This is a genomic window from Curtobacterium sp. NPDC090217 (assembly GCF_044746705.1).
Taxonomy (GTDB): Bacteria; Actinomycetota; Actinomycetes; order Actinomycetales; family Microbacteriaceae; genus Curtobacterium.
In genome coordinates, this window is record NZ_JBIVCR010000002.1 from 264120 (window position 1) to 285529 (window position 21410).

Below are 21410 nucleotides of genomic sequence, written 5' to 3' on the forward strand. Positions count from 1 at the left end.
CAGGGTGTCCCGATGCGGGGCCCGTTCACCGGTCTGCCAGTGCCACCGCCGTCGCGAGCGCCAGCCCTCGCTCGTGGGACAGGGACACGTCGACGACGGTGATCCCCTGCGCCTCGGCGAGCGTCAGGGCCGCGCCGGTGAGCTCCACCACCGGGGCGCCGTGGCCGTCGAGCACGATCGCGACGTCGTGCAGCGGGACCGCCTGCCCGTCGGTGGGGCGGAGGAGCTTGATCACGGCCTCCTTGCCGGCGAACCGCGCGGCGAGGCGCTCTGGGTCGTCGTGAGCGTCGGTGCGCTCCCGGACCGTGAAGACCCGGGCGAGGTACCGCTCGCCGTGCGCGCTGATCCCGGCGAGGACGTCATCGACCGCGGCGAGGTCGCACCCGGTGCGGACGGCGGTCATGCCGAGATCGTACGTGCCCCGGCCGGTCGTCGGGCCGCGTCGCGCTGCCGGACGGTCGGCCGGTGCCGCCGGACCCGGTGGCCTAGGCTCCGGATCGTGCGCGACCACGGCTGTGCGGCCCGCGACACGCCGACGAGGGAACCGATCGCGGGGCTGCGGACACCACAGGACATGAACCAGATCACGGGGGACCGCGCCGACTGGGCCCTGAGCACCGCGGGCGACGGCCAGGCGTTCGGGCGGGTGTTCGACCGGCACGCTCCACGGCTCCGTCGACACGCGGTCGGACTCGTCCCCACCCCTGCCGATGCCGACGACGTGGTCGCCATCGCCTTCCTCGAAGCCTGGCGGCGACGTGACCACGTCCGGTTCGTCGACGACTCCCTGCTGCCCTGGCTGCTCGTGACGACGACGAACGCGGCGCACAACCTCACGCGCTCGACCCGCAGACACCGCAGCTTCCTCGGCCGGTTCCCCGTCGACGACCCCGCTCCCGACCCCGCCGAGCGGTTCACCGACGGGGACGCGGTCGCCGCGCTCCGCGGCCTCGGGCTCGCCGACCAACGGGTCCTCACGCTCTGCGTCCTCGAGGGGCTCAGCGAACGCGAGGCGGCGACGGCACTCGGCGTCCCCGCCGGGACCGTCAAGTCCCGACTCCACCGGGCGAAGGCCCGGCTCCACCAGCAGTACACAGCCACAGCGGAACCCCTCGGAGGCGCACTGTGAACGACGAACGCTCCCCACTGGACGACGAACGCCCTTCTCGGGACGACGAACGCCCTTCTTGGGACGACGAACGCTCCCCACGACTGACCGCGATGCGCGATGCCCTCGTCGCCGAGGTCGTGTCCACTCCTGCGGCCCGAGCGCGCCGTCGGCGTCGACCGACCCGGGCCACGGTCGCAGCCGTCGTCGCAGCGTTCCTGGTCGGTGGGGGCCTGACCGGCGGGCTCACCGCCGCAGCGCTCCCCGGCAACGACCCGGACACCGCCGTCCAGGCCTCGCTCGGTGCCACGACGCGTTCCATGGTCGAGGACGTCAACCACGGCCGGCTCCTCGGCACCCCGACGTTCCGCGTCACACACGGCGACACCGCGCTGACCCTGTCCTCCCGACCATCCGGCGCGGACCGCGTCGCCGTGGCGTGGGCATGTCTCGACGGCAGTGCCCCGACCGTCGAGGTGGGAGGTCGCCCGGTCGAGGGCACCGCGTGTGGTCGTCGCGCTGACCCGGAGTCCGAGCAGATCGGATGGGCGCTCGCCGCGGCACCGGCGTCCGGCGACGCCACGGTGACCGTCTCCGCCGACGATGCCGACCGGTACGGCGTGTGGGTGTCCTGGGCTCGGTCGCCGCAGATCGCTCGTCCGTCGGCGCTGCAGGAAGCCGAGACGTCCGACGGCGTCGTCACGCTGGACGAGTACCGGACGGCGTTCAACCGGCTGCTCGCGTGTCAGGCACAGGCCGGGCAGCCGATGGCCGACGTCCCGCTCTCCTGGTACTCGGACGGCGGGTGGAACGGCGAGGGGCGGGGGATCGGTCCCTGGTTCCTGTACACCACGCCGTCCGACGGGAGCGAGGTCTTCGACACGCAGTGCTACCCGAGGGAGTTCGGCGCCGTGGACGCGATCTGGCAGGGGGAGCACCCGATGCCGGAGGACCCGCCGGCGGCCGGGTGACGCCAGCCAGACGTGTGCCCTGTGAGGATTCGCCGGGGGCGTCCGTCGTACGCCCCGGCCCGGTGGGTAGCGTTCGGGACATGACGACACCCGCAGAGACCGACCACAAACGCCGGGGCGGGTGGCTCCCCGGTCAGGACGACCTCGAAGCCTGGATCGAAGGGCACCGCGAACGCGCTCGCGCCCACCGCGACCGCCCGCTGCACCCCGCCGTCGCCGCGTTCCGGCACCTGTTCGACACCGACCCGGTGATCCGGATGGGGATGACCCGCATGATCGAGCAGGTCCCGCACGGCAAGCAGTACCGGAAGCGGCACATCGAGGACATCGACGAGTTCTTCTCCCTCGTCAACGAGGTCATGACGACTGCTCCGGCGTTCAGCGACGGCGGCATGGTCACCACCCCGTTCGCCGCGATCCTCGACTGGACGATGGCCACCCCGGCCGGGTTCGCCGTCTACCGGGACCCGAAGGTCAACGCCGCACTGAAGGACGTCCTGGACGCGTGGGCCGAGTACCTCGACAGCCCCGCCTCGCTGTCCGTGATCGTCGACGCACCCGACGGGTGGAAGTCGGAGCAGGCACAGCAGGTCGTCGGCATGGACCAGTTCCAGCACGACCCCGACGCCGAGCACTGGGGCTTCACGTCCTGGAACGACTTCTTCATCCGCCGGTTCAAGGACGGCCAGCGCCCCGTCGCGGCCCCCGACGACGACACCGTCGTGGTCAGCTCGAGCGAGTCCACGCCGTACGCGATCGCGACGAACGTGCAACGTCGTGACGAGTTCTGGGTGAAGCAGCAGCTGTACTCCCTCGAGGACTTCCTCGCGAACGACGAGTCCGTGGACCGGTTCGTCGGCGGGTCCGTGTACCAGGCGTTCCTCAGCGCCACGAACTACCACCGCTGGCACGCACCCGTCGCCGGCACCATCGTCCGCGCCTTCGTCCAGCCCGGCACGTACTTCTCCGAAGCCGACGCCGAGGGCTCGGACGCCGTGGAGCCGAAGGACTCGCAGGGGTACCTCGCACACGTCGCCGCGCGGGCCGTCATCATCATCGAAGCCGACAACCCGTCGCTCGGACACGTCGCGGTCGTCCCCGTCGGGATGATCGAGGTCTCCTCCTGCGTCATCGGCGACGGCATCGAGCCCGGCCGTCACGTCGACAAGGGCGACGAGCTCGGGTACTTCCAGTTCGGCGGGTCCACCGAGTGCCTCGTCTTCGAACCGGGTGCGATCGAGTCGTTCGCCGTGCAGGCGTTCCCGGACCCGCGGCACCCCGCGTTGGTCCGCCTCCACACGCAGATCGCGACCGCCGCGTCGGTCTGATCCGTCGGCTCGGTCCGCGGATCCTGCGGACTGGAGGCTCGGTGCCAGCCGACACCGAGCCTCCCGTCCGCCACAGGGCGCGCCCGGCGACCGCCGCCTGGAGCCGTCTGTCGGGTTCGCCCCGGGTGCCGGCCTGCGGTGGTCAACCGATGCGACGCATCGCGCGCTGTTCCCGACGGACCGGCCGCTACGATGGATCTCGAGGGCCTTTAGCTCAGCTGGTAGAGCGCCACGTTTACACCGTGGATGTCGTCGGTTCGATCCCGGCAGGGCCCACCGAGGAAAGCCGCGCTGGCAGACAAGCCCCCAGAGGACTGAGTCTCCCGCTCACCGATCAGCTATCGAGACGGTCACCGTAGTAGACCTGGGCGGAGTTGCTGTCGGAAACCACAGCCGGAGGTCCGGCGTACACCTACACGTACGGCAGGACGGACGGAACGGGTGTGCCTGAGATCGACACGGAAACCACCAACGGGACCTCGACGTCTCGGGTGCTCTCTGACGCCGTCACCGGGCAGGCGCTTGACTTGACCAACGCGGCCGGGTCCACCGCTGCGTTCCTGGTCGACGGGATCGCCAACCAGGTCGGCGCCCTCACCGACACCGGGACGAATGCGTTCCAGGTCAGCTACGACCCTTATGGGACGGCAACCGTGAGCAGCGGCTCGACCGGGTCGTTCTGGACACAGAACCCGTACGGGTTCAAGGCGGGTATCCGCACCTCGGACGCGCAGAACCAGCTCGTCAAGTTCGGACTCCGCTGGTACCTCACGGCCGTTGGGGCCTGGACGCAGCAAGACAGCCTCGACTCGCCTCTCGACCCCGCCAACGCAGACCGATACGCCTACGCAGGAGACGCGCCTGTCATCCAGAGCGATCCGACGGGCGCCTCGACGTACGACGACACATTCGATCAGGTGTGCGGACCCCTCGTGGGCTTCGGAGTAACGGGAGGTACATATGTCGCCGCCACCATCGGAAGTGAGGCAACGGCCGACACTGCCGGTCTGGCCGGCGTGGCCTATGCCGCTGCATGCGTCATAGGCTACGTGCCGCGCGAGATGCCCGACCTCTACGCAACGCACCAGGAAGAGTTCGTGGCAACCGCGGGAGGCTACTGATGAACGCCAGAGTCTTCTTGTCCGCCATCGCAGTCATAGCAGGGTTCGCCTTCGTCGGAGCGCTCGGCGGCCTCCAACTGCGCGGGAAAGATGGTTTCGGCCTTTTGTGGATGCTGGGAGCAGCAGTAGCTGCCGCTGGGTTCATCGCGATGAGAGCGCGTACGTACCGACCACTGTTCCCATCTTCATGGTGGTTCGTCGCGGCAACTGTTTGCTTCGTGATCGGTGCGCTGGTCATCGTGACATTGCCGCCATTGGCATGGATCGGTGGCGCAATCGCAGCAACAGGCATAGCGGTGATCATCCTCAAGATCACCACGGCGCGTATCCGTGAGCGGATTGAGGGGGGCAGGGGAACTGGTGACCTTCGGTAAGCGAATCCGAACGCCTATGCGTCTTCGTGTCCCGCGACTTCCGCCCGTTGGGGTGCACGCGCACGCTCTGCAGCTCACATACGGGCCGAGTCGCCGCACACCGAGCACGTAGCTCGTCACCGATCATCTGTCGCATGCCCTAACAGCGGCGCGCAACATGACCGCATCGCCCGGTGCCGGTCGACGGTACTGGACGCTCCTCGTCTGGACGCGCTGGGCTCACTTGTCCGGTCAACGCCGCGTCGTCAGCTCGCTACCCGGACTGTCTTACAGCCGGCGGATGATCGCTGAGTCGCGCGATTCGCAAGTTCGGATCGAGGACACTTCTTCGGACTGGATGTTCGTCGGGGGATGCTGCTCCGCGCGAATCCCAGAGCTGAAGGCGTGTAACGCTTGCCCGGGGGACATGGTGGGTCAGGGGTCGCCCTCGAGGTCGGCGACGGCCCGGGCTGATATCGACCGGTGCGGTTACTCGGCGAAGACCTGTTTGGCGATCTGAATGGCGGACATGGCTTTCGGCCAGCCGGCGTAGAACGCCAGGTGCCGAGGAGTGGATGCGGGCGAGCCGGACCGCGCTGGACCAGCACTTTCCGCCCGAGGTGGCGCGGATGCTCGACGCCTACATCGAAGGCGCAGCCCTGCACATCGCGCTCGACCGGAACCCACCACCAGCAACGCTCACCGTGCAGACCCTCACCACGCTGGCCCGCTTGCCCGCCGTCCGCTGAAGGATCGGCTCTCAAGACTGCGTTCTCCTACCTCGCTCCGTGCTCGTCGAGTACCTCGATTGCTGCTCGACCCCACCCCGTGGGGTCGTCCCCGGGAGGCACGAGTGCGAGCGAGTACCAGAGCACGAGGATGGGCCACCATTGGAGTTCCGCATCGGTGAGTGCATGGACCGTTTGGTATCCGTCCAGGAACTCCCGCCGAACTGACGGTGCAACGGGTCCCCAGTCTCGGAACAGTGTGCCGAGCATGACCGCTGAACGAGCGAGCTCGACGATCCGATGGTCGATTCGAAGCTCCTCGAAGTCGAGAACGCCGACGACAGCGCCTTCGGCGCACAAGATGTTCGCGGCGCGGTAGTCGCCCTGCACGATCTGGACGGGCGGGAGATCCGACGGCGTTCGTTCGAGCAGCCGCCCGAGAACGTCTCGGGCTTCCACTGCCAGCGTCGACGGATGAGAAGCAACCCAGCCTCCGATTTGCTCGGCGAGCGGTGCCGGCACGGGAAGGACCTCGGGTCGCGAGTTGCTCAGGGGGTACGCACGCAGTGCGTTGTGCAGCCGAGCGAGTGTCGCTCCCGCTCCACGAACCTGATCGGCGTCCTCGACGTCGAGGTGGGCGCCGTCGATGACGCGTTGCAGTCCCATCGAGACGCCGTCGCTCGTCACCTGGACCTCACCCGAAAGTGTCGGCATCGGTGCCGAGACGGGGAGTTGAAGCGCACCGAGCCAAGCAGTGAGCTTGGCGGCAAGCGCGAGGCGTTCGAATCGGTCAGGCGCTACCGACCACTTCAACAGGAGGCGCTGGTCGCCGCTGCGCACCCATGCAAGCGCGTTGCTGTCGCTGATCACGACCCGCTCCGGCGATCCGACACGCGTACCCCAATGACGCTCGACCGTTGACCTGACCCAAGCGCTCACTGCCTCCGCGTTCGCAAAGCCGAAACGGTTTCGGAGCACTTCAGCCGGGTCGTCCTGCGCCCACAACATCTCGATCGTCATCGATCCCCCTGCATCACGAGACAGACGTCGAGCCCGACGCCCCGCTCGATCTTGCCGTGCCTCGGCCCGCTTCCCACTTCTTGTCAGAGTCTTCGGAGCGGATCGGCCTTCGCGGCGAGGTGCAGAGAGCGGTTCGCTGTGTGCCCGTCGATCCGTCCGGTGGGCACTCCATTTCCCCGAACGTGGGGCTGCCGCTCTGCTCCTGACCGTCCATAGAGTCGGCGGTCAGGAGGGACTGAACCCCGCATGACTCGATGGACAGAAGCGCTCGACGCGACCTTCCGGCGACTGCCGAACCTCGTACCAACCCGACCCATCGACGCGCCGCCGGTGCTGCCCTTCGACGTCGCGCTTCAGCATCTGCGGGATCAGGCGCTGGCAGACTTCAGCGCCAGGCGTGCCGCGGGCGGATACCTCTCCGGTTCGACGAGGGAAAAGCCGCTGACGTGGGGCGACGTGGAACGGTCGCTGAACGAGAAGCTCGACTCGTACCGGCACGCGTCCCGTGCACTCGTGCTGCAGCTCGGCGTCGAGGTCCAGAAACCCATGCCGTGGTGGCGTCGTGTTGGTCTCGGCCTCGACGAGTACGTCGACCGGACCCCGGGCCGGTCATCAGTCGGAACCGTCGTGTGGTCGCCGGCGCCACCGGTGCTCGACGACCTCATCTTCGGAGGCCTGTACCTGCTGCCCGGGCAGTACCCGAAGTGGGTCTCCGAGTCGGTCGGGAACATCCGCCGCGAGTACGGCATCAACGTCGCCGCGTTCGCCCTCGCCCCGGAACTGCCGCTCCGATGGGCGAGCCGTGTCCGCATCGTGCAAGTCACGGCCGCTCTGGAACAGCAGCGCAACGCTCACATCCTCGCTCTGCAGCAGCAGGCGGAAGACGAAGGGGAGTCCGGCTACCGCGCGTTCGACAACTGGCACAACCGGCACGCGGAAACGGTGTTCATGACGCCCGCACTCGGACGTCGCGTTCTCCGCGCCCGGAGCGTCGTAGAACTCGCTGAGGAACTCGTCGGCAGCATCCCGTGGCTCGCCGACCTGGACGTCACCGCGCAGCGGCTTCATGACACCCTCGCCACCCCAGTCGCGAGACCAGCAGTCCGTCGCTGAACGGCCACGCGGCCGCAGGTCTCTCGGGCGCGCACTCGGTCGAGCAGCGTGAGCGGCAATCGCAACGGCGGTGTCTCAGTAGACGATCGGCTATCTGTCCGTCCCTATGACGTGATCGTTCGTCCGACTCGTCCACCGCGGGCAGCGGGGCTGGTGCCGGCCCGTCCGCTGCGATGGCTTGATAGAAGGTCGTCCAACCAGCCACCTGGTTGTGACTCGTTAGAGATCCGCCCCGCACCGACTCTCCCCGGGCCGGGCACCAACACGGTTCCCGTCTTGGAAGGAGTCCCGCAATGCCCATCGTCGCAGACGAGTACACGCATGTCATCGGCGTCGACACGCACACCAGAACACACACCTACGTCGTCCTCGATACCCGCACCGGCGGCATCGTCGATACTGCGACGTTCCCGACGAGTCCGGCAGGTCTCGCCCGCGCGCTGGCATGGATCGACCGTCGGACATCCGCTGGACGGCTCGCAGCCGTCGAGGGAACCAGCTCCTACGGGGCATCCTTGACCGAAGCGCTGCAGCAGGCCGATATCCCCGTGGTCGAAGCGCGACCACCACGACGAGCCGACCGTGGAGCTCGCGGGAAGTCCGACCCCATCGATGCTGAGGCAGCGGCTCGTGCCGTGCTACGCACAGACACAGCGATGCTCTCCTGGCCCAGGACCGGCAAGATCCGGTCGGCGCTCCGCATCCTGGTGGCGGCCCGGAGATTGATGGACGGTCAACGCACCGCGAGCCGCAACGCGCTCACCGCGCTGCTGCGCACCATCGACCTCGGCATCGATGCTCGGCGCCCGCTGACGGATACGCAGATCACCTCGATCGCAGCATGGCGGCACCACCCCAGCGACGACATCGACAAGGTCATTGCGCGCGCCGAAGCGGTCCGCCTCGCCCGCGACGTCATTGACCTGACCGTCAAGCTCGAAGCCAACCACGACGCGCTCCGACTGCACGTGTCCGCTCTCGCTCCGACGATGCTGGACATCGCCGGCGTCGGGCCCGTCTCAGCGGCAGTGTTCCTCACCGCGTACTCGCACGCGGGCAGAGTCCGCAGCGAAGCCGCGTTCGCGTCCCTCGCTGGCGCGGCGCCGATCCCCGCCTCCAGCGGCAACACCACCAGACATCGCCTGAATCGGCACGGCGATCGGCGGCTGAACTCGGCGCTCGAAACCGTCGCACGTGTCCGGCTCTCTTACGACCCCGACACCCGCGCTTACAAGCAACGTCGCCTCGCCGAAGGGAAGACCGCGAAAGAGGTCAAGCGCATGCTCAAGCGCTATATCGCCCGGCAGGTCTACCGCCATCTCACCGCCACCATGACCGCTTGACATCACCTATAGAGGGGTCGTACGGGTCGGATACGCGGGGCAGGTGTTGTCGACGTCGTGCATGGCAGCTGGGCAGGGCATCCGGAAGAGTGGTCGTATGGCGAACTTCTCACGATCCCTCAGCGATCGCTATTTCGACGACTACGAGGTCGGGGTCGACGTGACGTACGGATCCGAGGTGGTGAGCGAGGCGGACGTGCTCCGATTCGCGGGAGAGTTCGATCCGCAGGCCATCCATCTTGATCCGGAGGCGGCTGCTGTCGGCCCGTTCGGTGGTTTGATCGCGTCTGGCTGGCACACGGCCGCACTGATGATGCGTGTCTTCGCGAGCTACTTCTTGAATGACGCGGCGAGCTTGGCGTCGCCGGGTGTCGATGAGTTGCGATGGATTCGGCCCGTCCGGCCGGGGGACGTGTTGTCGGTCAGGTTCGAGGTGCTCGAGTCTCGGCTATCGCGGTCCAAGCCGGATCGCGGCATCGTGCGCACTCGGATCACGACGATGAACGATCGGCACGAGCCCGTGATGACGTTGATCGCGATGAACATGCTTCGCGTCCGTCCCAATGCCTGAGCTGAAGGTCGGCCTGAACCTTTACACGCTGCGCGACCGAGCAACGGCAGGATCGAATCACGAGACGTGGCATGCGGTAGCGACGTCGGGGACGCCGGTGGTGATCAAGATCGCCGGCCCGGGTCAGCTCGATCGAGAACGGAACGCCCTGGCGGCGCTCCGTGAACATGGCGTCCCCGTGCCGACAGTCGTCGAGAGCGGTCCCACCGCCGACGGCCGTGACGCGTTGGTCATGCACAGGGTCGCCGGTCACCCTCCAACGGACCCGGCCGCCTGGAACCAGCTCGGCAGGCAACTCGCCGCCCTCCTCGACGTACCCACCGACGTGATCGGTTTGCCCGTCATCGACGGGAAGCGCTTCATGGCTCGACACGCAACGATGCTTACGACTGTTGAGCACGCGTTGGACAGCAACACGGTGAAGCGGGTGCGTGGAGCAGCGCATCAGCTCGGTGACGGCCGCCTCGTGGTCACGCACGGTGATCCCGGGCCGGGGAACTTCCTCTGCGACGAGGTCGAAGGCGTCTTGCTCGATTGGGAAAGCGCTTCGCTCTCCCCGGTCGGTGTCGACGTCGGGCGGTTAGCCTTCATAGCCCTCCTCGACATCGCTCACACGGGATCGCCGGTTGCGCTCAGTCGTGCCGGCGTCGCCGGGTACCTGGCGAGGACTACCGACGCACTGCTGCGCGAGCTGGTGCAACCCGCCGCACTCGTCGCCGGCCTGCAACTCCTCCACAGCAGAACCACCAAACCTCGACGCGGCGACCGACCACCAGAAATTGCCGCGAGACTCCTCGACAGCCTCGCCAGCGGCCGCATCCACCTGCTCGACGAGCGTTCCCGGTGAAGGATCGGCTACCGGGCAGTGGCCACCAGCACTAGGACCTCGGACGACTCGGTAACCGGACCACGCTGCCAGTCGCCGTACACCGCAGCGGTGTCAAAGCCCGCGATGTCGAGTTCATGCTCGAGCTCGCTCAGCTCCCGGAAGAACAGGTCCTCTGTGTACGTGAGGAGTTTGTGTACGTGAGGAGTTCACCCGTACCGACGAAGGCGTTGTGGGCGACCAGGCGGACAACTCCCGGCGTGATCTCCTCCGCCTCAGACCACTCTTCCAAGGGACCGCTCGCGGTCTCACGCACGGAGCGCTCTGACGTGGACCACGTGTGCCACGCTCCCGCGGCGGGGTTACGACTCCGGAATGCGAGGATCCCGCCGGCGCGAAGTGCGTGGTGAAGATCGGCGAGCGTCCGCTGCCAGTCTCCATCGGGTATGTGCTGCGCAACGTTGCCGGTCATCACGGCGAATTCGGCATCGATGACCGGCAGGGTGCGACTGTCCCCTACGACCCACGTCACACCGTCAGCGCTAGGCCGCTGCCTGGCGTAGTCAATCATCGTCTCTGATGGATCGATCCCAACAGCGGTCAGCCCGGCTGCGGCGAAGCTCACGGCGAGTGACCCGGTCCCGTATCCGAGGTCGATCACGGAACGTGCGCCCGTCGACGCGCAGAGCGCTCGATAGAAATCGCTGTCGGCTCCGTCGGGGGTTGTCCTCGTCGTACAACGCGACAAGACGAGGGTCGAGGTCCACCATCCAACGAGGCTAGATCAGTCCCGACCCTTCTGTAGGTGATGTCAAGCGCATGCTCAAGCGCTATATCGCCCGACAGGTCTACCGCCATCTCACCACCACCATGACCGCTCGACATCACCTATAAAAGGGTCGGACGCCGCCGCACGAAGCGGACGCGCCTCTGAGCGAGCTGGTGCGGGTCAGGAGCGTTGGGTGACGCGGAAGGTCAGGGGCGGCGGGATCGGCGGCGCTCGAAACGCAGCCTGGGCCCTCGCCACAACTGACCGTGCAGAGCCACAGGCGTTGCGCGATCGGGGGCGTACCGGGCCGTCGGGTGAACGATCCAGGCGGGAGCCGTTGGGCGTTGAGTAGGAGCATGCGCCGCATTCCGGCGCGTTGCCTGCGATAGGAGATCCAGATGACCGTCGAACTCAGCCACCCGGACCAGCTGCTGCGGCAGGATGATTACGCACCCCTTGCGGTCACGACGGGATCACGACTGCTGCTCCTTGCCGGTCAGACAGCCTCCGCCTTGGACGGAACGCTCACCGCCTCAGATCTCGCCGGTCAGGTCGAGGGTTCGTTGCGAAACGTCGCCATCGGACTCGGCGGGGGCGGTGCGACTCTCCGGGATGTTGCACGGCTCACCTGCTATGTCGTCGATTGGGAGCTGTCCAAGTGGGAAGCCGTTCTCGAAGGCGTTTCGCGAGTCCAGAACACCGACGAGCTCGCTGACCCGATGCCGCCCATCACCATCATTGGCGTGCAGGCCTTGTTCCGACCGGAGATTCTCGTGGAGATCGAAGCCACGGCGGTCGTCGACTGACGAACCATGACGGGGGTAGCGCTCAAGTGGTGACTGTAGGTCGTCCGTCAGCCCATCGGCCATCGGGACGTGTTCTGGCCAAAGTGGAGCTCTTCAGTTGTCGAGGACGGGGGAACGGGTGCGATGGTTGACCTCGATCTCGAGGCCGTCGCCGACGGGGCAATAAAACGCGGTCCAAGTGGCTCCGACTGCTTCGAACCCGTCGCTGAGCGGCCCGGGTTGATAGCCGGCTTTGGTGAGTTCCTCGTGCTTTTCGATGACGGCTTGGGCGGTGGGTTGCATGATGCCGATGTGGAATCCGCTGGGGTACGCGGACCGGCCGTCCGGGGTGGGGCGGATCTCGGTGATGACGATGTTCGATCCGTCTCCGCCGGTCAGCATCGCGAAGTGGCTCCCGGGGTTGGCGGCCCACGCTTCGTCGGGGACGGTCCCGGCTTGGATGATGCGGTACTCGAAATGCTGCTCGAGCGTCGCCGTGAGTGCCGGGACGTCGCTGCTGCAGAGGTTGACGTGGTTGAGGTTCACGGAGCTTCTCCTGGTCGGTGGTGGTCTGCCCGCTGGCGTCGGAGGAACGTCGTGATCTCGGCGGCCACCGCCCGCGGATTGCCGCCGTTCCAGGGGCCGTCGTGCCCGAGCCCGGGGAGTTCCGTGTGCGACGCGTGTGGGAGGACGCGCTGCACGGCGCGGACGGCGTCCTGGAGGAAACGGGGACTGGCGGTGCCGCTCAGGAGCAGGACGGGCTGGGTGATGCTTGCGAAGGCGTCGAGGTGACCATCGACCTGGGCCACGTCGTGGAAGTCGTAGCGGACGCCCGGGAGGAGTCTGCGGAGCGACGTCGCCGGGCCAGGAGCCAATCCCTGCACGGTGAGGACGATCCGGCCCAGGAGCCGACCGAGCCACCTCGGGAGATGGTTGATGGCCGCAGGCGCCGTGCCGGCGGTGGTGAGCGCTCCGATGAGTGCCGCTCCGAAGCGGCGGCGGTCGATGTCGTCGAAGAGCCGTCGCAGCCGGTTCCGGTCGATCCCGTCGGCGTAGAACGGTGGCTCGAACACGATCGCGTGTTCCACATGCTGGAGTGTGCGCGCGGCTTCGAGGACGATCACGGCCCCGGAGCTCAGTCCGAAGAGCGCCCGTGCGCCGGTGGCTGCCATCACGGCGTCGAGGTCGTCGACCTCGCGCGCGATGTCATGTGCCGGGTCGTACGGGTGGGGGCTGAGACCGCGTCCGCGCCGCTCGGCGCGGACGACGGTGAACGTCTCGGACAGATCGTCGGCGAGGTCCCGGTATGCGTGGACGTCCGCCATCGCACCCTGTACCAGCACGATCGCTGGTCCCGTCCCTTGACGGACGATCCCGATCCGGGTGCCGTCGCGCGACACGACGCTTTCTTCCTTGGTCTTCGTCTGCACTGCATCCTTCCAATGCTCACACGGCAAAGTAGTTACGCCGTAAAGCTACTCCAGGATGCTAGGTTCAGGCCATGGTCGACGCAGCACCGCCCGCGGATGAGGAGCAGCGCGCTCAGGTGATCGCCGCCCTTCGTACGTTCGGGGCTCGCGACTCGGAGCTTGGACGCCAGTTCGCGCGATCGCACGACATGCATCCGACGGACGCCGCCGCGGTCGTGGAGATCCTCACTGCGGAGCAGCGTGGCGACACGCTGACACCGGCGCGGTTGGCGGCGAAGATCGGATTGACGACCGGTGCCACCTCGACCCTGTTACGTCGACTCGAATCAGCCGGCCACATCGTCCGGAGTCACGACCACGACGATCGCCGACGCGTGAGCCTCCGCTCCACCGACACCGTGCACGAAACGGCGACGGCGTTCTACGCGCCGCTCGCATCAGCGATGGATGCTGCGCTGAAGCGCTTTTCCGCTGCTGACCTGGATACTGCGGCTGAGGTCATTGCGGCGCTCGAAGCCGCGATCGACACCACCGCCTCGCGGGTCAGTCGGTGACGGTCAGGAGTCATCCGCACTGCGCGACGGCGGTCGGGGCTCGCTGACCCGTGCCACGATCGGGGCGACCAGCTCGACGCCTCGGTCGACGTCGGACATCGTGCGTCGACGCAGCTCGGCGAGGTCGTCGCTGGTGCTGCTGTGTTGTAAGAGCGCGGTCAGGTGGATCCGCCACAGGCTGATGAGGGCGGCTGCTGCAACCTGGTTGTCCGGGTGGGTCACGGGAAGCCCGTTGCGCCGAGACAGTGCTGCAGCCGCGTCGGCGGTGAGCGCGTCGGCTCGTTGGGCGACGACCGCTCGGAGCGCTGGTGTCGCGTCCACGAGTGCAACGAACCCGCGAATACCACGGACCAGGTCATCGCCCGAGGTCGCCAACGGTGACGTCGTCGCGAGCTGGTCGATCTCTCGCCCGATCGCGTCGAGCACAGCCGCGAGGAGACCGTCCTCGTTGTGGTCTTCGCTCAGGACGGCAGAGAGCGCATCGCCGCGCTCGAACAGCAGCGATTCCTTCGTGGGGAAGTAGCTGTAGAGCGTCTTCGGGGTGACTCCACACGCCTCGGCGATGTCGCTGACCCGGACGCTGTCGTACCCGTGCTCGGCGAACATGGCGGTCGCGGTGTCCGAGAGGCGGGCACGGAGCGCGAGCCTCTTGCGCTCTCGCAGACCTGGCGTCACGGACTCCACCGGCCCACGGTAGCGCGCGCGGCCCTGTCGACCAAGAAAAGGTAACAGTGTGAACTTTCTGGTGTAGCGTCCCGGGCGAGCACATGCCGACGTCAGTTCGCGTGGTCTGAGCACCGCCAGGAAAGCCGAGGAGTGAGAACCGTGACCACGACCCCATCGAAACGAGCGGAGACACGGAACCCGTCGAAGACCTGGCGGGCTCTGCTGCTGTGGCTGCATGTCGTCGCCGCGGTGTGCTGGATGGGTCAGGCGCTGGCCGTGACGGTCCTGCTGATCATCAGTGCCACGTCCGGCTCCGGCGATCTCAAGATCGGCACGGTGCTGGCGTCGGACCTGCTCGATCAGAAGATCCTGGGCTACTCGGCGATCACTGCCGCGTGGACGGGTTTCGGTCTGTCCGCCACGACGACGTGGGGGTACTTCCGCAGCCGGTGGGTGACGACGAAGTTCGTGATGACCATTGCGCAGATCCTCACCGGGACATCGATCGCCGGTGCTGCGTACCCGCAGCTCGAAGCCGCCGCGCTCGATGGGGAGAACGGCCCCATCGTCCTGGCCACGATCGCCGTCGGCCTCGTCGCCGCCGGCGCAGCATTCCAGGTGTGGTTGTCGATCGCGAAGCCGTGGGGCCGAACGCGATGGGGGAGACGGGCGCAGGTGCAAGGAGCGCTCGGCCGACTCGCGCCCGCCCCGACCCCTGTGGTCGCGGGTCTCTTCCTCGCCGCTCTCGTCGACCTCACCGTCGGCCTCGTCACAGGCATCCCACTGCCGAGTGCGTCCACCGTCATGCTCGTCATCGCGCTCGTCGTGCGCCGACGTGCGCGGATGCAACTCGCCTCGGAAGGCAGCACCCCTGCCGTCGCAGCCGAGGATGGTGGTCGGCGCAGCGACGCCTCGCCACGCGTTCTCGACGGAGTGATCGCAGAACGCACACAAGTCACCGACTCGGTGGTCCAGCTGCGAGTCGCAGCCGTGGACGGCTCCCCGGTGCCGGATTGGAAACCGGGGGCGCACATCGACTTCGTCCTGCCATCTGGGAAGGTCCGTCAGTACTCACTGCACGGGAACCCCCGCGATCGCGCCGGCTGGAACATCTCGGTAGTGCGGGAAGCCGAAGGCCGGGGAGGGTCCATCGAGATCTTCGACCTCCCAGTCGGCTCGAAGATCGGGATCGGAGGCCCACGGAACAACTTCCCCCTCGTGGACGCGCCGCGCTACCTGTTCGTCGCCGGCGGGATCGGCATCACCGCGCTCAAGCCCATGCTCGAAGCCGTCGATCGTGCGGAAAAGCCCTGGGAGCTGATCTACCGAGGCCGCTCCCGCGCCGACATGCTGTTCGCGGACGAGCTCTCCCACCATCACCCTGACCACGTCGTCGTCTCCGCCGCTGACACCGATGCCCGTCCAGACCTCGACGCCGCGCTCTCCGACCTGGAAGACGGATCAGCCGTGTACTGCTGCGGACCGTCGTCGATGATGGACGCCCTCGACCAGAGGATCGGGTCCTCACACCCGAACATCACCTTCCACCTCGAACGCTTCGCAGCAACTGCCCGGGACGACAGCCACAACCGCGCGTTCCAGGTCTTCCTCCCACGAGCGGGCGAGCTCATCGACATCCCCGCCGACAAGACCGTCCTCGAATCACTCCGCCCTGTGCTGCCCGAACTGCCGGGGTCCTGCGAGACCGGGATCTGCGGCAGCTGCGAGATGCGGATACTCGCCGGCAGGCCCGATCACCGTGACGACATCCTCACCGGCACCGACCGAGAACACGGCAATCGGATCTACCCATGCGTCTCACGCTCGAAGGGCCCCCTCCTCGTCCTCGACGGATGAGACCTCGCTGCGTTGCAGTACCCCCAAGCCTGGCGGCCGTATGCCGATCGGCTTGTGGCATCGGCGCACCCACGACGCTCTTCGCAGTCGCGATCGCGGTCGTCGCTTGGGTCCACGGCTCCGTGGAGTAGTCTGGGATCACGTCCGCGGCTGCCTGGTTCCCGGCCACCATCACACCGTGGATGCCGTCGGTTCGATACCGGCAGGGCCCACCGTGCTCGTCTGCTCCGTGCTCGTCCCGAACCGGTCGACGAGCTCCCGCTTCAACACCTTGCCGCTCGGACCGAGGGGCAGCGCCTCGAGGACGTGCACGGCACGTGGGTACTTGTACGCCGCGATCTCGCCGGCGACGAAGCCGATGAGTTCCTCCGGCGTCGCGGTGGCTCCGGGACGCAGCACGACGGCGGCCTCGATCTCCTGCCCGTGCAGCTCGTGGGGAACACCGAACACGGCGGCCATCGTGACGTCGGGGTGGGTGGCGAGGACCTCTTCGACCTGCCGCGGGTACACGTTGTAGCCGTTCCGGATGATCATGTCCTTCGTCCGGTCGACGATCGTCAGGTAGCCGTCGTCGTCCTTCGTCCCGAGGTCTCCGGTCCGGAACCACCCGTCGACGATCGCCGCGGCGGTGTCCTCCGGCCGATCGAGGTACCCGTTCATCAGGTTGTGCCCGCGGATGACGAGTTCGCCGATCGAGCCGTGCGGCAGCAGCACGATCGCGTCGTGCACCTCGGGGTCGGCGATCTCGACGTCGATGCCCCAGACCGGGGTCCCGATGGTGCCGGGCCGCGGTGGGACGCCGACGTGGTTGAACGTGGCGACCGGGGAGGTCTCGGTGAGGCCGTACCCCTCGTGGATGGGGGCGTCGTACACCTTCTCGAAGCGCTCCAGGACGGCCAACGGCAGCGAGGCACCGCCGGAGATCGCGTAGCGCAGGTGTGGGCGCGCTTCGGAGCGGGTGACGGCGTCGAGCAGGGCGATGTACATCGTGGGCACGCCCATGAAGACCTCGCAGCCGTGCTCGACCATCGCGGCGAGGGCGGAGTCGCCGTCGAACTTCGGCAGCATGACGATCGTCGCCCCCACCCGGAACCCGGTGTTCATCGTGCACGTCTGTCCGAACGTGTGGAACAGGGGCAGTGCCCCCAGCAGGACGTCGCCGCGGTGCATGTCGAACGTCGTCATGAGATTCGTGTTGACCTGCTCGAGCAGGGAGAAGTGCGATCCCTCCGCGCCCTTCGGCTTCCCGGTGGTCCCGCTCGTGTACAGGATCGTCGCCGTGTCGAACGGGTCTCGCGGCGTGTAGGTGGTGAGCGGCTCGCTCGACGACGCCAGGGCCTCCAGCCGGTCGTGGACCGGGGCCCCGTCGTCGGACGCCGGCGGTGCGAGGACCGTCAGGACGTCGACGCCGGCCAGTTCCGCACCGGGTGCGCCCTCGCCGAGCAGCGGGGCCGCGCACACCAGCAGCGTCGCGCCACTGTCCCGGAGGATGTACTCGATCTCGTGCCGCTTGAGCAACGCGTGCACGGGGACGGCGACCGCGCCGAGGGCGAGGGTGGCGTAGTAGACGCGCGGGAAGTCCTCGACGTTCGGGACGAGCATCGCGACCCGCGATCCCTCGCCAACGCCTCGGTCGCGGAGTGCCCCGGCGTAGGCGAGCGTCTGCGACCAGAGCTCGGCGTACGTCGTGCTGCGGTCGCCGACGATGACCGCGACGTCGTCGGGGTACCGCGCGGCGGACTCGGCGAGGATCGCGGCGACCGACGCGGTCGCCCGGGTCGGTCGGACGGCGGGTGCGGTGTGGGTGGTGGTCATGCGGTCCTCCGGCGACGTCGACGAGTGAGGTTCCCCGATCCTACGGTTCTTGTTCGGAGCGGTTGTCGAGCGCGACGGGGATGGGTACGGTGAGGGGCATGCAGTGCCGCTGAACCGTCTTCGATTCCCATCTGTGCGCCGATCCGGCGCGGTTCGAGAGGTTCACCATGTCCGCACACCTGCCCCTGCACGGCAAGACCGCCCTCGTCACCGGTGTCTCCCGACGCCGCGGCATCGGGTTCGCCGTCGCCACGAAGCTCGCCTCGCTCGGAGCGAGCATCGCCATCCACCACCACCGCCCGCACGACCTCGACCTGCCGTGGGGCGGTGACGACCTCGACGCCGTCAGCGACGGGATCCGCGCCCACCTGACCGAGGGTGCACGGTTCGCCGACCTCGCCGCGGACCTGTCGGACCCGTCGACGATCGCCGGTGTGATCGACACGGCCGAGGGGCTCGCCGGCGGGCTCGACGTCCTGGTGTGCAACCACGCCAAGAGCGGGGATGACGGCAGCATCCTCGACATGACTCCGGAGCGGCTCAGTGCCTTCTGGGAGGTGAACACCCGGGCGACGATGCTGCTCACCGCGGAGTTCGCCCGCCGTCGGGCGCCGCAGACCGGGGAGCAGCGGCGTCCTGGCGACCGGATCACCGGCAACGGCCCGTACGCCGAGCCGCAGGGGCACGTGTTCTGGATGACGTCCGGGCAGATCCACGGCGCCATGCGCGGCGAGGTCGCCTACGCCGCGAGCAAGGCAGCACTGGCCGGGGTCACCGCTACCGTCGCCGCCGACCTGCTGGAACTCGGGATCGTCCTCAACACGGTCAACCCGGGTCCGGTGAACACCGGGTACATGGACCCGGAGACGACGGACCGCTCGCTCGAGGGCCTCGATGAGTACCTCGCGAGCACGCCGTTCGGCCGGGTCGGACGTCCCGAGGACCCGGCAGAGCTCATCGCGTGGCTGTCGACGTCGGCCGGAGGCTGGGTCGTCGGGCAGGTGCTGACGAGCGACGGCGGCTTCTCGCTCTGACCGTAGAGCCCCAGGTCGCCGGCCGTAGAGTCGACCGCGTGCACGTCGTCATCGCCGGCTGCGGCGACCTCGGAACCGCCGCCGGACTCCGCTTCCACCAGGCCGGTCACACCGTGGTCGGTCTGCGCCGCAGCCCCGAACTGCTCCCGGCGTGGATCGAGGGACGCGCCGTCGACCTGCGGCACGACGCGCCGGTCATCAGCGCCGACACCGGAGTCGTGGTCGTCGCACTCGCCGCTGGCAGCAGGGCCACCGACACGTACCGCGCGACCTACGTCGACGGACTCCGGCACGTGCTCGACGGCGTCGACGCGTCCGGCTCCTCTCCGCGCCTCCTCGTGGTGTCCTCGACAGCGGTGTACGGCGGCGACGGCATCGTGACCGAGGACATCCCGGCCACTGGAGGCACCGAGACCACCGCCGTCCTGCTCGAGGCAGAGGACATGCTCCGCGAGCGGGCGCCCGACGCGACGCTCGTCCGCCTCTCCGGGATCTACGGACCCGGGCGCACGCGGTTGATCGACCAGGTGCGATCGGGCAGGGCGACCGTCGTCCCGGGCCCGGGGCGCTCGCCGATGACGAACCGGATCCACCGCGACGACGCCGCAGCGGCGCTGGTGCACCTCGCGACGCTCGACGCCGCGCCGCCACTGGTCATCGGCACGGACGACGAGCCCGTCCGCCGCGACGAGGTGCTGCGGTTCCTCGCCGCTGAGCTCGGTGCCGGACCCCTGCCCGAGGCGTCCGCCGACGTCCCGGTGACCGACAAGCGGCTGTCGAACGCGCTCCTGAAGTCCTCCGGGTTCTCGTTCCGGTACCCGACCTACCGCGAGGGGTACCGCGCCGTCATCGCCGGCGACGGCATCCGGTACGCCTGAGCGGCGGGTAGCGGATCAGCCGGTCTCGGATCAGCGGTTGACGGCGGCCATCCCCGCGGCGTCGTAGCGGTCGCCGGCGACGCCGATCCGGTCGGCCAGCCCGTCCAGGTCGGCGACGTCGTCGGCGGAGAGCGCGATCGCCGTCGCGCTGGCGTTCTCGTCGATGCGCTCCGTGCGGCGCGTCCCGGGGATCGGCGCGATGAACGGGTGCTTGGCGAGGAGCCACGCGAGCGCGATCTGCCCGGGCGTCGCACCACGGGTCTCGGCGAGAGTCCGTACCGCGTCGATGAGGGCCTGGTTCGCGGCGAGGTTCTCGGCCTCGAACCGCGGCACCTTCCCGCGGATCTCACCCTCGCCGAACGACGTCCCCGCGGCGATGGTGCCGGTCAGGAATCCTTTGCCGAGCGGGCTGAACGGCACGAACCCGATGCCGAGCTCCGCGCAGGTCGGCAGCACCGCTGGTTCCGGGTCGCGCGTCCACAGCGAGTACTCGCTCTGCACGGCGGTGACCGGGTGCACGGCGTGCGCGCGCCGGATGGTCTCCGCCGCCGCCTCGGAGAGCCCGAAGTGCTTGACCTTGCCCTCGGCGACGAGTTCCCCGACGGTGCCGGCGACGTCCTCGATCGGTACGTCCGGATCGACGCGGTGCTGGTAGTACAGGTCGATCGCGTCGATGCCGAGCCGGCGGAGCGAGCCCTCGGCTGCCTCGCGGATGTGCTGTGGGCGCGAATTCACGCCCATCGACTTGCCGTCGACGATGTCGAAGCCGAACTTCGTGGCGAGGACCACCTGGTCGCGGATCGGCCGGATCGCGTCGCCGACGAGTTCCTCGTTGTCGTGCGGGCCGTACACCTCTGCCGTGTCGATGAACGTGACGCCGTGCGCGACGGCGTACCGCAGCACGCCGATCATGTCGTCGCGGTCGCCGGGGTTGGGGCCGTAGCTCTGGGACATGCCCATCGCACCGAGTCCGATCGCGGAGACCTCGAGGCCCTGGCCGAGTGTCCTGGTGTGCATGCGTGCTCCTGTCGTCGGGATCCACGCTACGGACGCGGCCCACGCGGAAGGAGTCACGGACAGAACACCCCAAGGCGGACGGGAGGCTCGGGGCGGGCCCGCCCCGTGCCTCCCGTCCGTCCT

Annotated in this window: 22 protein-coding genes and 1 tRNA gene; 15 read left to right on the plus strand and 8 right to left on the minus strand. The window is 68.2% G+C overall.

The window, feature by feature from the left end:
* Positions 1-25 precede the first annotated feature (25 nt).
* The gene (locus tag ACIPJ2_RS08910; protein WP_402728510.1) at positions 26-403 is read right to left on the minus strand and encodes a holo-ACP synthase; all 378 of its coding nucleotides are present in this window, start codon (positions 401-403) and stop codon (positions 26-28) included.
* 96 nt (positions 404-499) lie between these two features.
* On the opposite strand from ACIPJ2_RS08910, the gene ACIPJ2_RS08915 reads away from it, so the two are divergent.
* From ACIPJ2_RS08915 to ACIPJ2_RS08940, 6 genes are all read left to right on the plus strand, one after another.
* A complete protein-coding gene (locus tag ACIPJ2_RS08915) occupies positions 500-1129 on the plus strand; it encodes an RNA polymerase sigma factor (RefSeq protein WP_402728511.1) in 630 nt (209 codons plus the stop codon).
* Entirely contained in the window at positions 1126-2079 is a 954-nt protein-coding gene (locus ACIPJ2_RS08920) for a hypothetical protein (RefSeq protein WP_402728512.1), read from the plus strand. Before ACIPJ2_RS08915 ends, ACIPJ2_RS08920 begins: the two co-directional genes overlap by 4 nt.
* A gap of 80 nt (positions 2080-2159) precedes the next feature.
* Complete coding sequence (locus ACIPJ2_RS08925) at positions 2160-3407, plus strand: phosphatidylserine decarboxylase family protein (protein ID WP_402728513.1); 1248 nt, start codon at positions 2160-2162, stop codon at positions 3405-3407.
* A 203-nt stretch (positions 3408-3610) separates the two neighbouring features.
* Positions 3611-3683 (plus strand) — tRNA-Val (locus tag ACIPJ2_RS08930).
* Between the two features lie 167 nt (positions 3684-3850).
* Positions 3851-4528, plus strand: coding sequence for an RHS repeat-associated core domain-containing protein (locus ACIPJ2_RS08935; protein ID WP_402728514.1), 678 nt, complete (start codon positions 3851-3853; stop codon positions 4526-4528).
* Positions 4528-4902 (plus strand): hypothetical protein, encoded by a 375-nt coding sequence (locus ACIPJ2_RS08940; RefSeq protein WP_402728515.1) that lies wholly within the window; start codon positions 4528-4530, stop codon positions 4900-4902. The genes ACIPJ2_RS08935 and ACIPJ2_RS08940 overlap by 1 nt, the downstream gene beginning before the upstream one ends.
* A 755-nt stretch (positions 4903-5657) precedes the next feature.
* Here the strand turns inward: ACIPJ2_RS08940 and ACIPJ2_RS08945 are convergent.
* A complete protein-coding gene (locus ACIPJ2_RS08945; protein WP_402728516.1) occupies positions 5658-6629 on the minus strand; it encodes a phosphotransferase in 972 nt (323 codons plus the stop codon).
* Between the two features lie 246 nt (positions 6630-6875).
* Here ACIPJ2_RS08945 and ACIPJ2_RS08950 point away from each other — a divergent pair, with 246 nt between their 5' ends.
* The 4 genes from ACIPJ2_RS08950 to ACIPJ2_RS08965 all read left to right on the plus strand — a co-directional run bounded on the left by ACIPJ2_RS08950 (position 6876) and on the right by ACIPJ2_RS08965 (position 10503).
* On the plus strand, positions 6876-7742 hold the full coding sequence (locus ACIPJ2_RS08950; protein ID WP_402728517.1) for a hypothetical protein: 867 nt from the start codon (positions 6876-6878) through the stop codon (positions 7740-7742).
* A gap of 293 nt (positions 7743-8035) precedes the next feature.
* Positions 8036-9085, plus strand: a complete 1050-nt coding sequence (locus tag ACIPJ2_RS08955) for an IS110 family transposase (RefSeq protein ID WP_402728518.1) — start codon at positions 8036-8038, stop codon at positions 9083-9085.
* Positions 9086-9182: 97 nt separating this feature from the next.
* Positions 9183-9656, plus strand: coding sequence for a MaoC family dehydratase (locus ACIPJ2_RS08960; protein WP_402728519.1), 474 nt, complete (start codon positions 9183-9185; stop codon positions 9654-9656).
* On the plus strand, positions 9649-10503 hold the full coding sequence (locus tag ACIPJ2_RS08965; RefSeq protein WP_402728520.1) for a phosphotransferase: 855 nt from the start codon (positions 9649-9651) through the stop codon (positions 10501-10503). Before ACIPJ2_RS08960 ends, ACIPJ2_RS08965 begins: the two co-directional genes overlap by 8 nt.
* A 130-nt stretch (positions 10504-10633) precedes the next feature.
* Here the strand turns inward: ACIPJ2_RS08965 and ACIPJ2_RS08970 are convergent, their stop codons facing one another.
* Complete coding sequence (locus ACIPJ2_RS08970; RefSeq protein WP_402728521.1) at positions 10634-11143, minus strand: class I SAM-dependent methyltransferase; 510 nt, start codon at positions 11141-11143, stop codon at positions 10634-10636.
* Positions 11144-11649: 506 nt separating this feature from the next.
* Here ACIPJ2_RS08970 and ACIPJ2_RS08975 point away from each other — a divergent pair.
* Entirely contained in the window at positions 11650-12057 is a 408-nt protein-coding gene (locus ACIPJ2_RS08975) for a RidA family protein (protein ID WP_402728522.1), read from the plus strand.
* Between the two features lie 93 nt (positions 12058-12150).
* Here ACIPJ2_RS08975 and ACIPJ2_RS08980 read toward each other — a convergent pair whose 3' ends face one another.
* A complete protein-coding gene (locus ACIPJ2_RS08980; RefSeq protein ID WP_402728523.1) occupies positions 12151-12582 on the minus strand; it encodes a VOC family protein in 432 nt (143 codons plus the stop codon).
* Positions 12579-13466: an alpha/beta fold hydrolase gene (locus ACIPJ2_RS08985; RefSeq protein ID WP_402728524.1), complete on the minus strand. Its 888-nt coding sequence runs from the start codon at positions 13464-13466 to the stop codon at positions 12579-12581. Before ACIPJ2_RS08985 ends, ACIPJ2_RS08980 begins: the two co-directional genes overlap by 4 nt.
* Positions 13467-13537: 71 nt before the next feature.
* On the opposite strand from ACIPJ2_RS08985, the gene ACIPJ2_RS08990 reads away from it, so the two are divergent.
* Entirely contained in the window at positions 13538-14020 is a 483-nt protein-coding gene (locus ACIPJ2_RS08990) for a MarR family winged helix-turn-helix transcriptional regulator (RefSeq protein ID WP_402728525.1), read from the plus strand.
* A 3-nt stretch (positions 14021-14023) separates the two neighbouring features.
* Here ACIPJ2_RS08990 and ACIPJ2_RS08995 read toward each other — a convergent pair whose 3' ends face one another.
* Positions 14024-14704: a TetR/AcrR family transcriptional regulator gene (locus tag ACIPJ2_RS08995; RefSeq protein ID WP_402728526.1), complete on the minus strand. Its 681-nt coding sequence runs from the start codon at positions 14702-14704 to the stop codon at positions 14024-14026.
* Between the two features lie 141 nt (positions 14705-14845).
* Here ACIPJ2_RS08995 and ACIPJ2_RS09000 point away from each other — a divergent pair, with 141 nt between their 5' ends.
* Positions 14846-16543 carry a PDR/VanB family oxidoreductase gene (locus ACIPJ2_RS09000; RefSeq protein WP_402728527.1) on the plus strand — a complete coding sequence of 566 codons (1698 nt, stop codon included), beginning with the start codon at positions 14846-14848 and terminating at the stop codon, positions 16541-16543.
* A 171-nt stretch (positions 16544-16714) separates the two neighbouring features.
* Here ACIPJ2_RS09000 and ACIPJ2_RS09005 read toward each other — a convergent pair whose 3' ends face one another.
* The gene (locus ACIPJ2_RS09005) at positions 16715-18358 is read right to left on the minus strand and encodes a long-chain fatty acid--CoA ligase (protein ID WP_402728528.1); all 1644 of its coding nucleotides are present in this window, start codon (positions 18356-18358) and stop codon (positions 16715-16717) included.
* 167 nt (positions 18359-18525) lie between these two features.
* On the opposite strand from ACIPJ2_RS09005, the gene ACIPJ2_RS09010 reads away from it, so the two are divergent.
* Together ACIPJ2_RS09010 and ACIPJ2_RS09015 are read left to right on the plus strand one after the other, a co-directional pair.
* A complete protein-coding gene (locus tag ACIPJ2_RS09010; RefSeq protein WP_402728529.1) occupies positions 18526-19392 on the plus strand; it encodes an SDR family oxidoreductase in 867 nt (288 codons plus the stop codon).
* 38 nt (positions 19393-19430) lie between these two features.
* Positions 19431-20270: an NAD-dependent epimerase/dehydratase family protein gene (locus ACIPJ2_RS09015; RefSeq protein ID WP_402728530.1), complete on the plus strand. Its 840-nt coding sequence runs from the start codon at positions 19431-19433 to the stop codon at positions 20268-20270.
* A 30-nt stretch (positions 20271-20300) separates the two neighbouring features.
* On the opposite strand, the gene ACIPJ2_RS09020 is transcribed toward ACIPJ2_RS09015, so the two are convergent.
* Positions 20301-21287, minus strand: coding sequence for an aldo/keto reductase (locus tag ACIPJ2_RS09020; RefSeq protein WP_402728531.1), 987 nt, complete (start codon positions 21285-21287; stop codon positions 20301-20303).
* Between the last annotated feature and the right edge of the window lie 123 nt (positions 21288-21410).